Raw genomic sequence first — 17,841 nt, 5'->3', positions numbered from 1 at the left:
ATGGTTTACCCATTTGAGCTGTGCGTAACCTGTGACCGTCAGAAGGCCTCTTCGGGCACCCTCATGATCTCGTCGTCGATGGCCTCGATGACCGTGCGCAGGGAGGTCAGCTTCGGCAACATGTTCTTGGCGAAGAACGTCGCGGTCGCGACCTTGCCCTGATAGAACGGTTCGTCAGCGCCCGCCGCGCCGTCGGTCAGCGCGCGGTGTGCGACGCCGGCCTGCACCAGCAATCGCCAGCCGATCAGCAGATCGCCCACGGCGAGCAGAAACCGCACCGAGGCCAGCCCCACCTTGTAGATATCGGTGGGCTGTTGGGCCGCGGACATCAGATACCCGGTCAGTGCGCCCGTCATCGCCGTCACGTCGTCGTACGCGGTCTGCAGGAGTTGGGCGACCGGCTTGAGAGCCTCGTCGCAGTCGTCGATGGTCGCGGTGATCTGTGTCGTCAGGAACTGCAGGGCCTGGCCCCGATCGCGCACGATCTTGCGGAAGAAGAAGTCGAGCGCCTGGATGGCGGTGGTGCCCTCGTAGAGCGAGTCGATCTTGGAATCGCGGATGTACTGCTCGAGCGGGTAGTCGGCCAAAAAGCCGGAACCGCCCAGTGTCTGCAGCGATTCGGTCAGCACCTCGTAGGCCCGCTCCGAGCTCACGCCCTTGACGATGGGTAGCAGCAGATCGTCGATCCGGTGCGCCATGTCGTGATCGGCGCCCGAAACACGTTGGGCCACTGCGTCATCCTGGTGTGCGGCGGCGTACATGTAGAGCGCCCGCAGGCCCTCGGCGTAGGCCTTCTGGGTCATCAGGCTGCGGCGCACGTCGGGGTGGTGGATGATCGTGACCCGCGGCGCGGTCTTGTCGGACATCTGCGTCAGGTCCGCACCCTGCACTCGCTCCTTGGCGAAAGCCAGCGCGTTCAGATAACCGGTGGACAGCGTGCCGGCGGCCTTGACGCCAATCGTCATGCGCGCGTGCTCGATCACGGTGAACATCTGCGCGATACCCCGGTGCACGTCGCCGACCAAGTAGCCGACGGCGGGCACATCGGTTGCGCCAAAGGTCAATTCGCACGTGGGTGAGGACTTGATGCCCATCTTGTGTTCCAAGCCGGTGACGAAAACCCCGTTGCGCGAACCGAGTTCGAATGTGTCCGGGTCGAACAGATAGTTGGGCACATAGAACAGGCTCAGGCCTTTGGTGCCCGGACCCGCGCCCTCGGGGCGGGCCAGCACCAGGTGGAAGATGTTCTCGGCGGTGTCGCCCACGTCGCCGCCGGAGATGAAGCGCTTGACGCCCTCGATGTGCCAGGTGCCGTCGGGCTGTTCGAAGGCCTTGGCGCGTCCGGCGCCGACGTCAGAACCCGCGTCGGGTTCGGTGAGCACCATGGTGGCCGCCCAGCCGCGCTCGACGCCCTCGGCGGCCCAGTGCCGCTGCTGCTCGTTGCCCTCGATGTACAGGGCCTGGGCCATCAACGGGCCGAGGCAGAAGAAGTTCGCCGACGGGTTGGCGCAGATGATCATCTCGTTGACCCCCCACGCCAGCGGCGGGGGTGCGGCCATGCCGCCGATCTCCTCGGCCAGCATCAACCGCCACCAGCCGGCCTCCTTGATCGCCCGCACCGTCTTGGCCAGCTCGTCGGGCACGCTGATGGTGTGCTCGGCCGGGTCGAACTCCGGCGGGTTGCGGTCGGCGAAGGCGAAGGATTCGGCGACCGGGCCCTCGGCGAGGCGGGCGGCCTCGGCCAATATCGTGCGGACCGTCTCCTCGTCGAGTTCGCTGTAGCCCCCGGTGCCCAGGACGGCGCCGATATCGAGGACCTCGAAGAGGTTGAACTCGAGATCACGGACGTTTGCGATGTAGTGGCCCAACGCGATTCCCTCACTGGTTCATTGAGGCGGCGGATGGTCAGGCCCAGTCTGTCGGACGCGGGAAAACGTACGCAACCGTAACCAGCGCCGGGCGCGGCGCCGGCGGAGCGGGAACACCGTGTCGGCGCCGGGCGTTACCGCAAATGTGACAACACTCGATCTCACCGCTGAGAAGTTCAACGAAACCATCGAGGGCAACGACATCGTGCTCGTCGACTTCTGGGCGTCCTGGTGTGGTCCTTGCCGCCAGTTCGGCCCCACGTTCCAGGCCTCCTCGGAGAAACACCCCGACATCGTGCACGCCAAGGTCGACACCGAGGCCGAACAGCAGCTGGCTGCGGCCGCCCAGATCCGGTCCATCCCCACGCTGATGGCCTTCAAGAAGGGCAAACTGCTGTTCAACCAGCCGGGTGCGCTGCCGCCCGCCGCGCTGGAGGACCTGGTTCAGCAGGTCCGGGCGTTCGACGTCGACGCCGCCGAAGCCGGCCCGGCCGAGTAAGCGCGGCACCGCGCCGGCGTCGGCCACGCGCTAGGTTGCATGGGTGAGTTTGGTATTGGTGGACCATCCGCGGCCCGGCGTCGCGCTGATAACCCTCAACCGGCCCGAGCGGATGAACTCCATGGCGTTCGACGTCATGGTCCCGCTCAAGGAGGCCCTGGAAAAGGTCAGGTACGACAACGCGGTGCGCGTCGTCGTCCTCACCGGGGCCGGCCGGGGCTTTTCCTCGGGGGCTGATCACAAGTCCGCGGGCTCGGTGCCCCACGTCGAGGGGCTGACCCGCCCCACCTATGCGCTGCGCTCCATGGAGATTCTCGACGAAGTCATCCTGGGTTTGCGCCGGTTGCACCAGCCGGTGATCGCCGCGGTCAACGGCCCCGCCATCGGCGGCGGCCTGTGCCTGGCGCTGGCCGCCGACATCCGCGTGGCCTCCACCACCGCGTACTTCCGCGCCGCCGGCATCAACAACGGGCTGACGGCCAGCGAACTGGGGTTGTCCTACCTGCTGCCGCGGGCCATCGGGTCGTCGCGGGCGTTCGAGATCATGCTGACCGGGCGCGACATCACCGCCGAGGAGGCCGAGCGCATCGGGCTGGTGTCCTGCCAGGTGCCCGACAAGCAGCTGCTGGACACCTGCTACGCCATCGCCGCGCGGATCGCGGCGTTCTCGCGGCCGGGCGTCGAGTTGACCAAGCGCACGCTGTGGAGTGGACTGGACGCCGGTAGCCTGGAAGGGCACATGCAAGCCGAAGGCTTGGGACAGCTTTTCGTCCGCCTGCTCACCGCCAACTTCGAAGAAGCGGTTGCCGCACGCGCAGAACGACGACCAGCGGTATTCACCGACGACAAATAGGCGTCTTTTCAACTCGGGAGAGCGATCGTGATCACGGCCACGGACCTGGAGGTCCGCGCTGGCGCGCGCATCCTGCTCTCGCCCGACGGCCCCGATCTGCGGGTCCAGCCCGGCGACCGCATCGGCCTGGTCGGCCGCAACGGCGCCGGCAAGACCACCACCCTGCGCATCCTGGCGGGGGAGACCGAGCCGTACGCCGGGTCGATCACCCGCACCGGCGAAATCGGTTATCTGCCACAGGATCCCAAAGAGGGCGACCTCGACGTGCTGGCCCGCGACCGGGTCCTGTCGGCCCGCGGGTTGGACGTGTTGCTCACCGACCTGGAAAAGCAGCAGGCGTTGATGGCCGAGGTCGCCGACGACGACGCCCGCGACCGCGCGATCCGTCGGTACGGGCAGCTCGAGGAGCGTTTCGTGGCCCTGGGCGGCTACGGCGCGGAGAGCGAAGCCAGCCGCATCTGCGCCAGTCTCGGCCTGCCGGAACGGGTGCTGACCCAGCAGCTGCGCACCCTGTCCGGGGGGCAGCGCCGCCGGGTGGAATTGGCGCGCATCCTGTTCGCCGCCTCCGAGGGCGGAGCGGGAACCTCGGGCTCGGAGACAACGCTGTTGCTCGACGAGCCCACCAACCACCTCGATGCGGATTCCATCGGCTGGTTGCGCGATTTCCTGCGGGCCCACACCGGCGGGCTGGTGATCATCAGCCACAACGTCGAATTGCTCGCCGACGTCGTCAACCGGGTGTGGTTTCTGGATGCCGTGCGCGGCGAGGCCGACGTCTACAACATGGGCTGGCAGAAATACCTGGACGCGCGCGCGACCGACGAGCAGCGCCGCCGCCGGGAGCGCGCCAACGCCGAACGCAAGGCCGCCGCGCTGCGCACCCAGGCCGCGAAGCTCGGCGCCAAGGCCACCAAAGCCGTTGCGGCCCAGAACATGTTGCGCCGCGCCGACCGGATGATGGCCGCGCTCGACGAGGAGCGCGTCGCCGACAAGGTGGCCCGCATCAAGTTCCCGACGCCGGCCGCCTGCGGGCGCACGCCGCTGGTCGCCAAGGGGCTGAGCAAGTCCTACGGGTCGCTGGAGGTGTTCACCGGCGTCGATCTGGCGATCGACCGCGGCTCGCGGGTGGTGGTGCTGGGGCTCAACGGCGCCGGCAAGACCACACTGCTGAGGCTGCTGGCCGGCACCGAGACCCCCGACACCGGAGGGCTCGAGCCCGGGCACGGCCTGCGGATCGGCTACTTCGCGCAGGAGCACGACACCCTCGACAACGACGCGAGCGTGTGGGACAACATCCGCCACGCCGCACCGGATTCGGGCGAGCAGGACCTGCGCGGCCTGCTGGGCGCGTTCATGTTCAGCGGTCCGCAGCTCGACCAATTGGCGGGCACCCTGTCCGGCGGTGAGAAAACGCGGCTCGCGCTGGCCGGTTTGGTGGCGTCGACCGCCAACGTCTTGTTGCTCGACGAACCGACGAACAACCTCGATCCGGCGTCGCGCGAGCAGGTGCTCGACGCGCTGCGCAGTTACCAGGGCGCGGTGGTGCTGGTGACGCACGACCCCGGCGCCGCCGAGGCCCTCGACCCGCAACGAGTGGTGCTGCTACCGGACGGCACCGAGGACTACTGGTCCGACGAATACCGGGATCTCATCGAGCTCGCCTGACTTGGCCTGATGGTGGCGACCCGCTGCGCCCGGCTTGGACTCTGCGGCGGTCGCGCTTGCGATCGCCACTGGCGGCAAGCGCCCCAAGGCGATTTGGCGAAATTCGCCCGCCGTCGACGACGGCTTCTTACTCTAGGTTTCTTGCGGTCGTGTCCCGGTGTCGGAGGAGCCATGAGAAGAGCAATGCACAGGTCGGCCAAGGCGCGCGACCAGTTGTTGGACGAACTGCGCCACGCCTACGAAGGCGGGGCCAGCATCCGCAGCCTGGTTGCCACGACCGGTAGGTCGTACGGGTCGATCCACAGCCTGCTGCGGGAGTCGGGTACCACGATGCGCAGCCGCGGCGGCCCCAACCGGACCGCGAAGGCGGCGCGGGCCTAACCTCGAGAACCGTTGCGCCGCATTGAGTTCTCGACCAGGTCGAGCACCGAGGCCAGGCGTTGCGGGTCCTCGCCGGACGCCAGCCGGGCGACCAGGCCGTCGAGCACCAACTCCAGATAGCACTGCAGTACGTCGCCGGGCACGTCGTCGCGCACCCGGTGTGCCTCCGTCTGCCGGCGTAACCGATCGGTGGTCGCCGCCGCCAGCTCGGCCGAACGCTCCGCCCAGCCGCGGCTGAACGCGGGATCGTTGCGCAGCTTGCGGGCGATCTCCAATCTGGTGGCCAGCCAGTCGAACTGGTCGGGCGCGGCCAGCATGTCCCGCATCACCTGGATCAGTCCCGCGCGGGAGGCGACATCGGCCATCCGCTCGGCGTCCTCGTGGGCGAGTGCGAAAAACAGCGCGTCCTTGTCCCGGAAATGGTGGAAGATCGCGCCGCGCGACATCCCGATCGCCTTCTCCAGGCGGCGCACCGTCGCCTTGTCGTAGCCGAATTCGGCAAAGCAGCGGCGGGCGCCGTCGAGGATCTGGCGGCGGCGAGCCGCCAGATGGTCCTCGCTGACTTTGGGCACGAGTGGCTGGGCCGGTCTCGCGCTAGTCCGACTTCTGGCCCGACTTCAGCATGTTGCGCAGCACGTACTGCAGGATGCCGCCGTTGCGGTAGTAGTCGGCCTCGCCGGGGGTGTCGATGCGCACCACGGCGTCGAACTCCACTGCGTCCGAACCGTCCTTGCTTGCCTTGACCTTCACCGTCTTCGGCGTCTTGCCGTCGTTGAGCGCCTCGATACCGGTGATGTCGAACACCTCGGTGCCGTCCAGCCCCAGGTCCTTGGCGGACTTGCCGTCGGGGAACTGCAACGGGATCACGCCCATACCGATCAGGTTGGACCGGTGGATGCGCTCGAAGGACTCGGCGATCACCGCGCGCACCCCGAGCAGCCGCGTTCCCTTGGCCGCCCAGTCACGCGACGAGCCCGACCCGTACTCCTTGCCGCCCAGCACCACCAGCGGAATGTCTTGCGCCGCATAGTTTTGCGCCGCGTCGTAGATGAACGCCTGCGGCGCGTCATCCTGGGTGAAGTCGCGGGTGTAACCGCCGGACACGTCGTCGAGCAGCAGGTTGCGCAGCCTGATGTTGGCGAACGTGCCACGGATCATCACCTCGTGGTTGCCGCGCCGCGAGCCGAAGGAGTTGTAGTCCTTGCGCTCCACGCCGTGCTCGTCGAGATACTGCGCCGCCGGGGTGCCCGGCTTGATGCTGCTGGCGGGGGAGATGTGGTCGGTGGTCACCGAATCACCGAGCAGCGCCAGCACCCGCGCGCCGGTGATGTCGGCGACCGGCTCGGGCTCGGCGGGCATCCCGTCGAAGTACGGGGGCTTGCGCACGTACGTCGAATCCGGGTTCCACTCAAAGGTGTTGCCGCTCGGCGTGGGCAGGTTGCGCCAGCGCTCGTCGCCCTTGAAGACGTCGGCGTAGTTTTTGGTGAACATCTCCTGGTTGATCGCCGAGGCGATGGTGTCGGAGACGTCCTTCTGCGACGGCCAGATGTCTTTGAGGAAGACGTCATTGCCGTCCTTGTCCTTGCCGAGCGGCTGCTCGTCGAAGTCGAAGTCCATGGTGCCGGCGAGCGCATAGGCGATCACCAGCGGCGGCGACGCCAGGTAATTCATCTTCACGTCGGGGTTGATGCGGCCCTCGAAGTTGCGGTTGCCCGAGAGCACCGCGGCCACCGAAAGGTCGTTGTCGTTGATCGCCTTCGAAATGTCCTCGGGCAGCGGGCCGGAGTTACCGATGCACGTGGTGCAGCCGTAGCCGACCAGATAGAAGCCCAACTTCTCCAGATACGGCCACAGGCCGGCCTTGTCGTAATAGTCGTGGACCACCTGGGAGCCCGGGGCCATGGTGGTTTTCACCCATGGCTTGGAGACCAAGCCCTTTTCGACGGCGTTGCGCGCCAGCAGCGCGGCGCCCAGCATCACCTCGGGGTTGGAGGTGTTGGTGCACGACGTGACGGCGGCGATCACCACCGCGCCGTGGTCGAGCACGAACTCGCCGAGCTCGTCGGACTTGACCGTCACCGGGCTGCTCACGCGGCCCTTGGAGTGCGCGGCGGCCGATTGCACCTTGTGGTCGTCGGCGTGGCCGTTGGTTGCCTGCCCCGGGTCACTGGCCGGGAACGACTCATCGACAACCTCGTCGAGCTTGGAGTATTCCTTCTTGTCGGGGTCGTCACCGACGTAGTCGCAAATCTGCTCGCGGAACGTGGATTTCGCGTCGGCCAGCGCGATCCGGTCCTGCGGACGCTTGGGGCCGGCGATGGACGGCACCACGTCGGACAGGTCGAGTTCGATGTATTCGGAGTACTCGGGCTCGTGCTTCGGGTTGTGCCACATGCCCTGTTCCTTGGCGTAGGCCTCGACCAGCGCCAGCTGCTCGTCGTTGCGGCCGGTGAACTTCAGATAAGAGATCGTCTCCTCGTCGACCGGGAAAATCGCTGCGGTGGAACCGAATTCGGGGCTCATGTTGCCCAGGGTGGCTCGGTTGGCCAGCGGCACCTCGGCCACGCCCTCGCCGTAGAATTCGACGAACTTGCCGACCACGCCGTGGTGGCGCAGCATTTCGGTCACGGTCAGCACGACGTCGGTAGCCGTCACGCCGGGCTGTATCTCGCCGGTCAACTTGAAGCCGACCACGCGGGGGATCAGCATCGACACCGGCTGGCCGAGCATCGCGGCCTCGGCCTCGATGCCGCCCACGCCCCATCCGAGCACGCCGAGGCCGTTGACCATCGTGGTGTGCGAGTCGGTCCCCACGCAGGTGTCGGGGTAGGCCACCACTGTGCCTTGCGCGTCCGCGCGAGACATCACCACTTTGGCGAGGTATTCGATGTTGACCTGGTGCACGATGCCGGTGCCCGGGGGCACCACCTTGAAGTCCTGGAACGCCCCCTGGCCCCAGCGCAGGAACTGGTAGCGCTCCCCGTTGCGCTGGTACTCGATCTCGACGTTGCGCTCGAACGAGTCGGCGGTGCCGAACAGGTCGGCGATCACGGAGTGGTCGATCACCAGGTCGGCCGGCGCGAGCGGGTTGACCTTCTCCGGGTCGCCGCCGAGGTCGCCGATCGCCTCGCGCATGGTGGCCAAGTCGACGATGCACGGCACGCCGGTGAAGTCCTGCATCACGACGCGCGCCGGGGTGTATTGGATCTCAATGCTGGGCTCCGCCTTGGGATCCCAGTTCGCGATGGCCTCGATGTGGTCCTTGGTGATGTTGCTGCCGTCCTCGTTGCGCAGCAGGTTCTCGGCCAGGACTTTGAGGCTGTAGGGGAGCTTCTCGGTATTGGGGACGGCATCGAGGCGATAGATCTGGTAACTCTTGTCGCCGACCTCGAGGGTGTTGCGGGCTCCGAATGAGTTCACAGAATCAGTCACTTCAACTCCCAAGGATTTAGTTCTAGCGCCGACGGGCTGAGTGTCGGCGGATCGTCCAAAACGATCATGCAACTTTAACAGTACGCTTGTCCTGCATTACTACGGCAGTCCTGATTGCAGTCTTATCGCGGTGGCCGCCGGTTAAACCTTCGCGTGCGCCCGAATCTCGCCGGGATGAACGCGGCGCGATCGGCGCCGGGCGCGATGCGGCGCCCGCGCGTCGCGTACGGTGCCTCTAGCACTACCGCAGGAGGCGCAGATGACCGGGCACGTTTCTTTCGGACCGCCGCCGCAAACGGTTCCGGTCCTTCCCGCCTACATTCCGGTGGACGTCGACATGACGATGATCAAGGCCCAGGTCGCCGCCACCGGGGTCAGCGCGCCACCGGCGGCCATGCCCGGTTTGCTCGAGGTGGTCAACCAGGCGCACGGCGACGGCATCAACCTCAAGATCGTGCTGCTCGACCACAACCCCCCGAACGACACCCCGCTGCGCGACATCTCGACCGTGGTCGGCGCCGACTACCACGACGCCACCGTCCTGACGCTGAGCCCGAGTTACGTCGGCAGCTACAGCACGCAGTTCCCGCGCGTCACCCTCGAGGCCGGCGAGGACATCGCCAAGACGGGCAACCCGGTGGTCTCGGCGCAACATTTCCTGCACGAGCTCGACACGCCCGAGTTTCCCTGGACCGGCCTGACGATCTTCCTGTTGATCGCGGTCTTCGCCGCGGCCGTCGGCACCCGATTGCTGCAGGTGCGCGGCGAGCGCTCAGCAACCTCGGACGGGTCGGCGACCGCTGAGGACGCCGAGGCCAACACCGGGTCCTGACGACTCGCGGCTAATTCGGCAAACGGGCCAGGTCACCGTTCGGTCACATTAAACGCACGTAGAGAGTGCGATTTCGGTGGAGCGTTTGCACGCCCACCTGTGTGACGTACGGTGCAAATGATGCTGGTGTTGTCTTTGGCGCCTTACGAGAATGCTGTGGCCGGCGCCGCCCGTCGCGTCGAGCCGTAGGAGACCTAGTCGAATGAGACGCACACGCTGGGGGTCTTCCGCGCGACCGACCGCAAGATTGCTCCGGCCCGTCGTGCCATCGGTGTTGAGCGTGGCCCTCTTGGTGTGCACCCCGGGACTGGCGGAGGCTGACCCCGCAGCCGACAATCTCGCGGCACTGATCGCGAACGTCGCCAAGGCCAACCAGCGCCTGCAGAATCTGAGCGCCGAAATTCAGACCGAACAGGAAAGCGTCAACAAGGCCCTCGTCGATGTGGAGACCGCCCGGGACAACGTGGCCACCGCCCAACACGATCTGGAGACCAGCCAGCAGGCGGTCAAGGACGCCAACGCGGCGATCGCCGGGGCGCAGCAGCGCTTCAACACGTTCGCCGCGGCCGCCTATATGAACGGACCGTCGAGCAGCTACCTGACCGCCAGCAGCCCCGACGACATCATCGCCACCGAGGCCGCCGCCAAGAGCCTGACCGCCAGTTCGCAGACCGTGATGGCCAAGCTGCAGCAGGCCCGCACCGAGCAGCTGAACAAGGAATCGGCGGCGCGGCTGGCCAAGCAGAACGCCGACAAGGCCGCCGCCGACGCCAAGTCCAGCCAGGATGCCGCCGTGGCGGCGCTGACCAATTCCCGGCAGAAGTTCGACGAGCAGCGCGAGGACATGATCCGGCTGGCCGCCGAGCGGAACCAGGCGCAGGCCAAGCTCGAGGCGGCCAAGCGTGAGGCCGCCGCCCGGCAAGGGTCGGGCGGCTCCCCGGCGTCGGGCGATCGCTGGGAGACGGGAACGCCCGGCGGAGCGGCGCCGTCGTCCGGGGCCCGCCAGTGGGACGGCGCCTGGGACCCCACGCTGCCGATGGTCCCGAGCGCCAACATCCCCGGCGACCCGATCGCGGTGATCAACCAGGTGCTGGGCATCTCGGCCACCTCGACACAGGTCACCGCCGGTCTCGGCCGCAACTTCCTGCAGCAGCTGGGCATCCTCAAGCCCGACGACACCGGCATCACCAACGCGGCGCCGGGCGGGGTCGGGGGGGCGCATTCCCCGGGTGTACGGCCGGCAGGCCACCGAGTACGTGATCCGGCGCGGCATGTCGCAGATCGGTGTGCCCTACTCCTGGGGCGGCGGCAACGCGGCCGGCCCGAGCAAGGGGATCGACTCCGGGGCCGGCATCACCGGTTTCGACTGTTCGGGCCTGGTCCTGTACTCGTTCGCCGGGGTGGGCATCAAGCTGCCCCACTACTCGGGCTCGCAGTACAACCTCGGCCGCAAGATCCCGTCCTCGCAGATGCGCCGCGGCGACGTCATCTTCTACGGCCCGGGCGGCAGCCAGCACGTGACGATCTACCTCGGTGACGGGCAGATGCTCGAGGCTCCCGACATCGGGTTGAAGGTTCGCGTCGCCCCGGTGCGCACCAGCGGCATGACCCCCTACGTGGTCCGATACATCGAATGGTGATCCAGTGAGAACTGAACGGGAAGTCATGCGCCGCAAGCGATTCCGTCTCATCAACTTCGCCTGGATCACCACCGTGGTGACCGGGCTGATGCTTTCTGTGGCCGGTCCGGCTCCGGTGGCCGCGGCCGATCCGGGCGCGTGGGATCCCACCCTGCCGGCCCAGATCAGCGCCGGCGCCCCGGGCGATCCGCTCGCCGTCGCCAATGCCTCGCTGCAGGCCACCGCCCAGGCCACCCAGACCACGTTCAATTTGGGCAAGCAGTTTTTGGGCGGGCTCGGCATCAACATCGGCGGCGATCCCGCTCCCAGCGCGGCCACCCCCTCCAACCCCGGCGGCAAGATCCCGCGGGTCTACGGGCGGCAGGCCATCGAGTACGTGATCAAGCGCATGGGGTCGCAGATGGGCGTGCCCTACTCCTGGGGCGGCGGCTCGCTGGACGGCCCCAGCAAGGGCGTCGGCGACGGGGCCAACATCACCGGCTTCGACTGCTCGGGGTTGATGCGCTACGGCTTCGCCGGGGTCGGCGTGCTGATCCCGCGGTTCTCGGGTGACCAGTACAACGCCGGGCGCCACATCCCGCCGGATCAGGCCAGGCGCGGCGACCTGATCTTCTACGGCCCGAACGGCGGCCAGCACGTCACCATGTACCTGGGCAACGGCCAGATGCTGGAGGCCTCCGGCAGCGCCGGGAAGGTTACGGTCAGTCCGGTTCGTAAGCCGGGGATGACGCCGTTCCTGACCAGGATCATCGAGTACTGATCGCGGGGGCCGGCGACCCATCGGCCGGGCGAGCGTCGACGGGGACCGGCAGGCCTGGAATAGTTGGACGAGGGCACGTCGCTGCCCGGCAGTCGTGTCCGATTGAGCGTGGAGGGTTCTTGATGACAGCAGCAGGTGGGCCGCCGCCAGGCGCCAGTGGTTACTCGGGCCCGGGCGGGCAAGCAGGTTCGCCGGCTCACGAAGCGCCGACGGGTGGGGGCAACGGACTGGCCGCCGAGGTCCAGACCCTCGAGCGCGCCATCTTCGAAGTCAAACGCATCATCGTCGGCCAGGACCAGCTGGTGGAGCGGATGCTGGTCGGCCTGCTGTCCAGGGGCCACGTGCTGCTCGAGGGTGTGCCGGGCGTCGCCAAGACGCTGGCCGTCGAGACGTTCGCGCGGGTGGTCGGCGGGACGTTCGCGCGCATCCAGTTCACCCCCGACCTGGTGCCCACCGACATCATCGGTACCCGCATCTACCGGCAGGGCAAGGAGGAGTTCGACACCGAGCTCGGCCCGGTGGTGGTCAACTTCCTGCTCGCCGACGAGATCAACCGCGCGCCCGCCAAGGTGCAGTCGGCGCTGCTGGAGGTCATGCAGGAACGCCACGTCTCGATCGGCGGCAAGACCTTCCCGCTGCCCAACCCGTTCCTGGTGATGGCCACCCAGAACCCGATCGAGCACGAGGGTGTGTATCCGCTGCCCGAGGCGCAGCGCGACCGCTTCCTGTTCAAGATCAACGTCGGCTACCCGTCGCCGGAAGAGGAGCGCGAGATCATCTACCGGATGGGCGTGCGCCCGCCGGAGCCCAAGCAGATCCTCAACACCGGCGACCTGTTGCGACTGCAGGACATCGCCGCCAACGTCTTCGTGCACCACGCGCTGGTGGACTATGTGGTGCGCGTCGTGACGGCCACTCGTCATCCGGAACAGCTCGGCATGAACGACGTCAAGACGTGGATCTCGTTCGGTGCGTCGCCGCGCGCCTCGCTGGGCATCATCGCCGCCTCCCGGTCGCTGGCGCTGGTCCGCGGCCGCGACTACGTGATTCCGCAAGATGTCGTGGACGTCATTCCCGACGTCCTGCGGCACCGGCTGGTGCTCACCTATGACGCGCTGGCCGACGAGATCTCGCCGGAGATCGTCATCAACCGGGTGCTGCAGACGGTGGCCCTGCCTCAGGTGAATGCCGTTCCGCAGCAAGGGCATTCGGTGGCCCCGGTGATGCAACCCGCCGGCGCGGCCAGCGGTCGGTGACCGGGCCCAAGGGGCGGTCGGCTGTCCATCCCCCGTCGATGCAGCGCGGGCAGATCGATGACCCGAAGCTGTCGGCGGCGCTGCGCACCCTCGAGCTCACCGTCAAACGCAAGCTCGACGGTGTGCTGCACGGCGATCACCTCGGGCTGATCCCGGGCCCGGGCTCCGAGCCGGGGGAGTCGCGCGAGTATCAGCCCGGTGACGACGTCCGCCGCATGGACTGGGCCGTCACCGCGCGCACCACCCATCCCCACGTTCGGCAGATGATCGCCGACCGCGAGCTGGAAACCTGGTTGGTGGTGGACATGTCGGCCAGCCTGGACTTCGGCACCACGGTGTGCGAGAAGCGCGATCTGGCGGTCGCGGCCGCGGCCGCGATCACCTTCCTCAACAGCGGGGGCGGCAACCGGCTCGGCGCGATCGTGTCCACCGGCGCGAACATCACCCGGGTGCCCGCCCGCTCCGGCCGCCAGCATGAGCAGACGCTGTTGCGCACCATCGCCACCACGCCGCGCGCGCCGGTCGGGGTGCGCGGCGACCTGGCGACGGCGATCGACGCGCTGCGCCGCCCGGAACGCCGGCGCGGTATGGCGGTGATCATCAGCGACTTCCTCGGGCCGATCAACTGGATGCGCCCGCTGCGCGCGGTCGCCGCCCGGCACGAGGTGCTGGCCATCGAGGTGCTCGACCCCCGCGACGTCGAACTGCCCGACATCGGCGACGTGGTGCTGCAGGACGCCGAGTCCGGGGTCACCCGCGAGTTCACCATCGACGCGCAGCTGCGCGACGACTTCGCCAAGGCCGCCGCGGCGCACCGCGCCGACGTGGCGCGCACCATCCGCAGTTGCGGGGCCCCGGTCCTGACGCTGCGCACCGACCGCGACTGGATCGCCGACATCGTGCGGTTCGTGGAATCCCGCCGGCGCGGGGCATTGGCGGGGCGCCAGTGACTCGCATATGAGCCTGCCGCTCCTGGGCCCGATGTCGTTGTCGGGCTTCGAACATTCGTGGTTCTTCCTGTTCCTGTTGGTCGTCTTCGGCCTGGCCGCGCTCTACATCCTGATGCAGTTGGCGCGGCAGCGGCGCATGCTGCGGTTCGCCAACATGGAGCTGTTGGAAAGCGTTGCGCCCAAACGGCCTTCGACGTGGCGGCATGTGCCGGCCATCCTGCTGGTCGCGTCGCTGGTGCTGTTCACGATCGCGATGGCGGGCCCGACGAACGACGTCCGCATTCCCCGCAACCGCGCGGTGGTGATGCTGGTGATCGACGTGTCGCAGTCGATGCGCGCCACCGACGTGCAACCCAACCGGATGGCGGCGGCCCAGGAGGCGGCCAAGCAGTTCGCCGACGAGCTCACCCCGGGCATCAACCTGGGGCTGATCGCCTATGCGGGGACCGCGACGGTGTTGGTGTCGCCGACGACCAATCGGGACTCGACCAAGGCCGCGCTGGACAAGCTGCAGTTCGCCGACCGCACCGCCACCGGGGAGGGCATCTTCACCGCCCTGCAGGCCATCGCGACGGTCGGCGCGGTGATCGGCGGCGGCGACAAGCCGCCGCCGGCGCGCATCGTGTTGTTCTCCGACGGCAAGGAGACGATGCCGACCAACCCCGACAACCCGAAGGGCGCCTTCACCGCCGCGCGCACCGCCAAGGACCAGGGCGTGCCGATCTCGACGATCTCGTTCGGCACCCCCTACGGTTTCGTCGAGATCAACGACCAGCGCCAGCCGGTGCCGGTCGACGACGAGACCCTCAAGAAGGTGGCCCAGCTCTCGGGCGGAAACGCTTACAACGCAGCGTCTTTGCAGGAGCTGAAGGCCGTCTACGCGACCCTGCAACAGCAGATCGGCTACGAGACGATCAAGGGCGACGCGAGCGTGGGCTGGGTGCGGCTGGGCGCGCTGGTGTTGGCGTTGGCGGCGCTGGCGGCGCTGCTGATCAACCGCCGCCTGCCGACTTGAGTCTTCGCCGTTCCGCTGAGCCCGCTTGTAACGCCACGGCGGGATTCCGCGCGATTTTTCGCCCTGGCGTTACAAGCGGCGGCTTCGGGCGTCGCGCACCCGGCGAATGATGTCGGAGGGATGGTGCTCGGCGATGACGCGGACGACGATCCAGCCGTAACGCTCGAGCATCTCGAGTCGGCCGATGTCCTTGGCGTATTGGGTGCGCAGGGACCGATGGTGGTCGCCGTCATACTCGACCGCGACCTTGATGTCCTCCCACCCCATGTCCAAATACGCCTCGGCCCAACCCCATTCGTTGCGTATGGCGATCTGTGTCTGCGGCCGCGGGAAGCCGGCATCGATCAACAACAGACGCAGCCACGTTTCCTTCGGGGACTGAGCCCCGCCGTCGACCAGTTCGAGAACCGCCCTGGCGGCCCTCACGCCGTGGCGGCTGCGGTAGCGGTCCGTGAGCACCTCGACGTCGGCCATCTTCAGCTCCGTCGCTTGCACCAGCGCATCGATCGCGGCGACCGCGATGTCTCTGGGATGACGACGTGCCAAGTCAAGCGCGGTGCGCGCCGGCGTGGTGATGCGCATCTGCTCGACGACGGTGATCTCGTCCGGTTCGATGCGTTCCTCCCAGACGTGTGCGCCCGGGGCCGGACGTCGATTGGTATCGATGATCTCGGCGGGTCGGGACGGGTCGATCCACCGAGCGCCATGCATGGCGGAGGCCGAGAAGCCCGCCAGGACGCCCCGCCGGCGCGATCGCAGCCAGCACGCCTTGGCCCGCAGCATCGCCGTCAGTTCGGCATCCCTCGGCAGGTACACGTCGCGATGCAGGGCGACGTAACGACTCCGCAGCTCATGCCGCGACATCAGTCGCGCGGCCAGGGCTTCGCTGCCGAGGAACGGGTCGGTCATGACGAGAGTGTGCTGAGTCACACCGACACCGGATCGCGCTCGTAACGCCACGGCGGGATTTCGCGCGATTTTTCGCCCTGGCGTTACGGCCGGTGGGAAAAAGCGGGACGAGGGAAACGGGGGAGGTTTCGGCCAGCGTGAGCCGAGGCGATAGGTTGACGGGGTGACTGACACGGCGACCGAGAACACCACCGAAAGTGCTGCCGACTACGGCAGACCCGCATTCGTAGCCCGCTCGGTCCTGGTTACCGGAGGAAACCGGGGGATCGGTCTGGCGATCGCGCAGCGGCTGGCCGCCGACGGCCACAAGGTGGCGGTCACGCACCGGGGATCCGGGGCGCCCGAGGGGTTGTTCGGCGTCGTGTGCGACGTCACCGACAACGAGGCCATCGACCGCGCGTTCAAGGAGGTCGAGGAGCACCAGGGCCCGGTTGAGGTGCTGGTGTCCAATGCCGGCATATCCAAGGACGCATTCCTCATCCGGATGACTGAGGAGCGGTTCGAGGAGGTCATCAACGCCAACCTCACCGGGGCGTTCCGGGTGACCCAGCGCGCCGCGCGCAGCATGCAGAAAAAGCGGTTCGGCCGCATCATCTACATCGGCTCGGTCTCCGGCAGCTGGGGCATCGGCAACCAGTCCAACTACGCGGCCGCCAAGGCCGGCCTGATCGGCATGGCCCGCTCGATCTCCCGGGAGCTGTCCAAGGCCAACGTGACCGCGAATGTGGTGGCGCCGGGCTACATCGACACCGAGATGACCCGTGCCCTCGACGAGCGGATCCAGGCGGGTGCGCTGGACTTCATCCCGGCCAAGCGGGTCGGCACCGCCGCCGAGGTCGCCGGGGTGGTCAGCTTCCTGGCATCCGAGGACGCCAGCTACATCGCCGGCGCGGTCATCCCGGTGGACGGCGGCATGGGCATGGGCCACTGAGTTCAAATACGACATACGGACACTAAGGACGGACATGGCTGGACTGCTCGACGGCAAACGGATCCTGATCTCGGGGATCATCACCGATTCGTCGATCGCGTTTCACATCGCCAAGGCGGCCCAGGAGGCCGGGGCGCAGTTGGTGCTGACCGGTTTTGACCGGTTGCGCCTGATTCAGCGCATCGCCGACCGGCTTCCGGAGAAGGCGCCGCTGATCGAGCTCGACGTGCAGAACGAGGAGCACCTGAACTCGCTGGCCGAGCGGGTGACGGCCGAGATCGGCGACGGCAACAAGCTCGACGGCGTGGTGCACTCGATCGGGTTCATGCCGCAGACGGGGATGGGCATCAACCCGTTCTTCGACGCGCCGTACGAGGACGTCTCCAAAGGCATTCACATCTCGGCGTATTCGTACGCCTCGCTGGCCAAGGCGACGCTGCCGATCATGAACCCCGGCGGTTCGATCGTCGGCATGGACTTCGACCCGAGCCGCGCGATGCCGGCGTACAACTGGATGACGGTCGCCAAGAGCGCGCTGGAATCGGTCAACCGGTTCGTAGCGCGCGAGGCGGGTAAGTTCGGCGTCCGCTCCAATCTCGTTGCCGCGGGCCCGATCCGGACCCTGGCGATGAGCGCGATCGTCGGCGGTGCGCTGGGCGAAGAGGCCGGCGCCCAGATGCAGCTGCTCGAGGAGGGTTGGGACCAGCGCGCCCCGATCGGCTGGAACATGAAAGACCCGACACCGGTCGCCAAGACGGTGTGCGCGCTGCTGTCGGACTGGCTGCCAGCGACGACGGGGACCATCATCTACGCCGACGGTGGCGCCAGCACGCAATTGCTTTAGAGCCTA

The 17,841-nt window shown here is 67.6% G+C and carries 15 protein-coding genes and 1 pseudogene; 12 read left to right on the top strand and 4 right to left on the bottom strand.

Annotated elements, in window-relative coordinates:
* Positions 1-38: 38 nt before the first annotated feature.
* Positions 39-1,868 (bottom strand): acyl-CoA dehydrogenase, encoded by a 1,830-nt coding sequence (locus OCQ_RS15680; RefSeq protein WP_014382818.1) that lies wholly within the window; start codon positions 1,866-1,868, stop codon positions 39-41.
* Positions 1,869-2,013: 145 nt separating this feature from the next.
* Here OCQ_RS15680 and trxA point away from each other — a divergent pair, with 145 nt between their 5' ends.
* The 4 genes from trxA (at position 2,014) to OCQ_RS15660 (ending at position 5,266) form a co-directional block, all read left to right on the top strand.
* A complete protein-coding gene (trxA, locus tag OCQ_RS15675; RefSeq protein WP_009953261.1) occupies positions 2,014-2,367 on the top strand; it encodes a thioredoxin in 354 nt (117 codons plus the stop codon).
* Positions 2,368-2,410: 43 nt separating this feature from the next.
* A complete protein-coding gene (locus OCQ_RS15670; protein ID WP_008257990.1) occupies positions 2,411-3,220 on the top strand; it encodes an enoyl-CoA hydratase in 810 nt (269 codons plus the stop codon).
* A gap of 27 nt (positions 3,221-3,247) precedes the next feature.
* Complete coding sequence (locus OCQ_RS15665; protein ID WP_014385196.1) at positions 3,248-4,885, top strand: ABC-F family ATP-binding cassette domain-containing protein; 1,638 nt, start codon at positions 3,248-3,250, stop codon at positions 4,883-4,885.
* Between the two features lie 183 nt (positions 4,886-5,068).
* Positions 5,069-5,266 (top strand): helix-turn-helix domain-containing protein, encoded by a 198-nt coding sequence (locus OCQ_RS15660; RefSeq protein ID WP_008257988.1) that lies wholly within the window; start codon positions 5,069-5,071, stop codon positions 5,264-5,266.
* On the opposite strand, the gene OCQ_RS15655 is transcribed toward OCQ_RS15660, so the two are convergent.
* Both OCQ_RS15655 and acnA read right to left on the bottom strand, forming a co-directional pair.
* Positions 5,263-5,838, bottom strand: a complete 576-nt coding sequence (locus OCQ_RS15655; protein ID WP_008257987.1) for a TetR/AcrR family transcriptional regulator — start codon at positions 5,836-5,838, stop codon at positions 5,263-5,265. The two genes, OCQ_RS15660 and OCQ_RS15655, sit on opposite strands and share 4 nt — an antisense overlap.
* A 22-nt stretch (positions 5,839-5,860) precedes the next feature.
* Positions 5,861-8,698: an aconitate hydratase AcnA gene (gene acnA / locus OCQ_RS15650; protein WP_041785071.1), complete on the bottom strand. Its 2,838-nt coding sequence runs from the start codon at positions 8,696-8,698 to the stop codon at positions 5,861-5,863.
* Positions 8,699-8,957: 259 nt separating this feature from the next.
* Here acnA and OCQ_RS15645 point away from each other — a divergent pair, with 259 nt between their 5' ends.
* The 6 genes and pseudogenes from OCQ_RS15645 to OCQ_RS15620 all read left to right on the top strand — a co-directional run bounded on the left by OCQ_RS15645 (position 8,958) and on the right by OCQ_RS15620 (position 15,151).
* Complete coding sequence (locus OCQ_RS15645) at positions 8,958-9,530, top strand: Rv1476 family membrane protein (RefSeq protein WP_008257976.1); 573 nt, start codon at positions 8,958-8,960, stop codon at positions 9,528-9,530.
* 202 nt (positions 9,531-9,732) lie between these two features.
* Positions 9,733-11,170: pseudogene (gene ripA, locus OCQ_RS15640) on the top strand (NlpC/P60 family peptidoglycan endopeptidase RipA).
* A 25-nt stretch (positions 11,171-11,195) separates the two neighbouring features.
* Positions 11,196-11,930 carry an NlpC/P60 family peptidoglycan endopeptidase RipB gene (ripB, locus tag OCQ_RS15635; RefSeq protein WP_008257972.1) on the top strand — a complete coding sequence of 245 codons (735 nt, stop codon included), beginning with the start codon at positions 11,196-11,198 and terminating at the stop codon, positions 11,928-11,930.
* A 122-nt stretch (positions 11,931-12,052) separates the two neighbouring features.
* Positions 12,053-13,186: a chaperone MoxR1 gene (moxR1, locus tag OCQ_RS15630; protein WP_008257970.1), complete on the top strand. Its 1,134-nt coding sequence runs from the start codon at positions 12,053-12,055 to the stop codon at positions 13,184-13,186.
* Positions 13,187-13,224: 38 nt separating this feature from the next.
* Complete coding sequence (locus OCQ_RS15625; protein ID WP_014380439.1) at positions 13,225-14,136, top strand: DUF58 domain-containing protein; 912 nt, start codon at positions 13,225-13,227, stop codon at positions 14,134-14,136.
* 7 nt (positions 14,137-14,143) lie between these two features.
* Positions 14,144-15,151 carry a VWA domain-containing protein gene (locus OCQ_RS15620; protein ID WP_008257965.1) on the top strand — a complete coding sequence of 336 codons (1,008 nt, stop codon included), beginning with the start codon at positions 14,144-14,146 and terminating at the stop codon, positions 15,149-15,151.
* Positions 15,152-15,220: 69 nt separating this feature from the next.
* Here the strand turns inward: OCQ_RS15620 and OCQ_RS15615 are convergent, their stop codons facing one another.
* A complete protein-coding gene (locus OCQ_RS15615; RefSeq protein ID WP_041785069.1) occupies positions 15,221-16,060 on the bottom strand; it encodes a hypothetical protein in 840 nt (279 codons plus the stop codon).
* Positions 16,061-16,223: 163 nt separating this feature from the next.
* Here OCQ_RS15615 and fabG1 point away from each other — a divergent pair, with 163 nt between their 5' ends.
* Positions 16,224-16,991, top strand: coding sequence for a 3-oxoacyl-ACP reductase FabG1 (gene fabG1, locus OCQ_RS15610; protein WP_009953266.1), 768 nt, complete (start codon positions 16,224-16,226; stop codon positions 16,989-16,991).
* A 34-nt stretch (positions 16,992-17,025) separates the two neighbouring features.
* A complete protein-coding gene (inhA, locus tag OCQ_RS15605) occupies positions 17,026-17,835 on the top strand; it encodes an NADH-dependent enoyl-ACP reductase InhA (protein WP_009953267.1) in 810 nt (269 codons plus the stop codon).
* Positions 17,836-17,841: the final 6 nt, after the last annotated feature.

It is taken from the genome of Mycobacterium paraintracellulare, from assembly GCF_000276825.1.
Lineage (GTDB): Bacteria > Actinomycetota > Actinomycetes > Mycobacteriales > Mycobacteriaceae > Mycobacterium > Mycobacterium intracellulare.
This window is presented reverse-complemented; position numbering and strand designations above follow the sequence as displayed.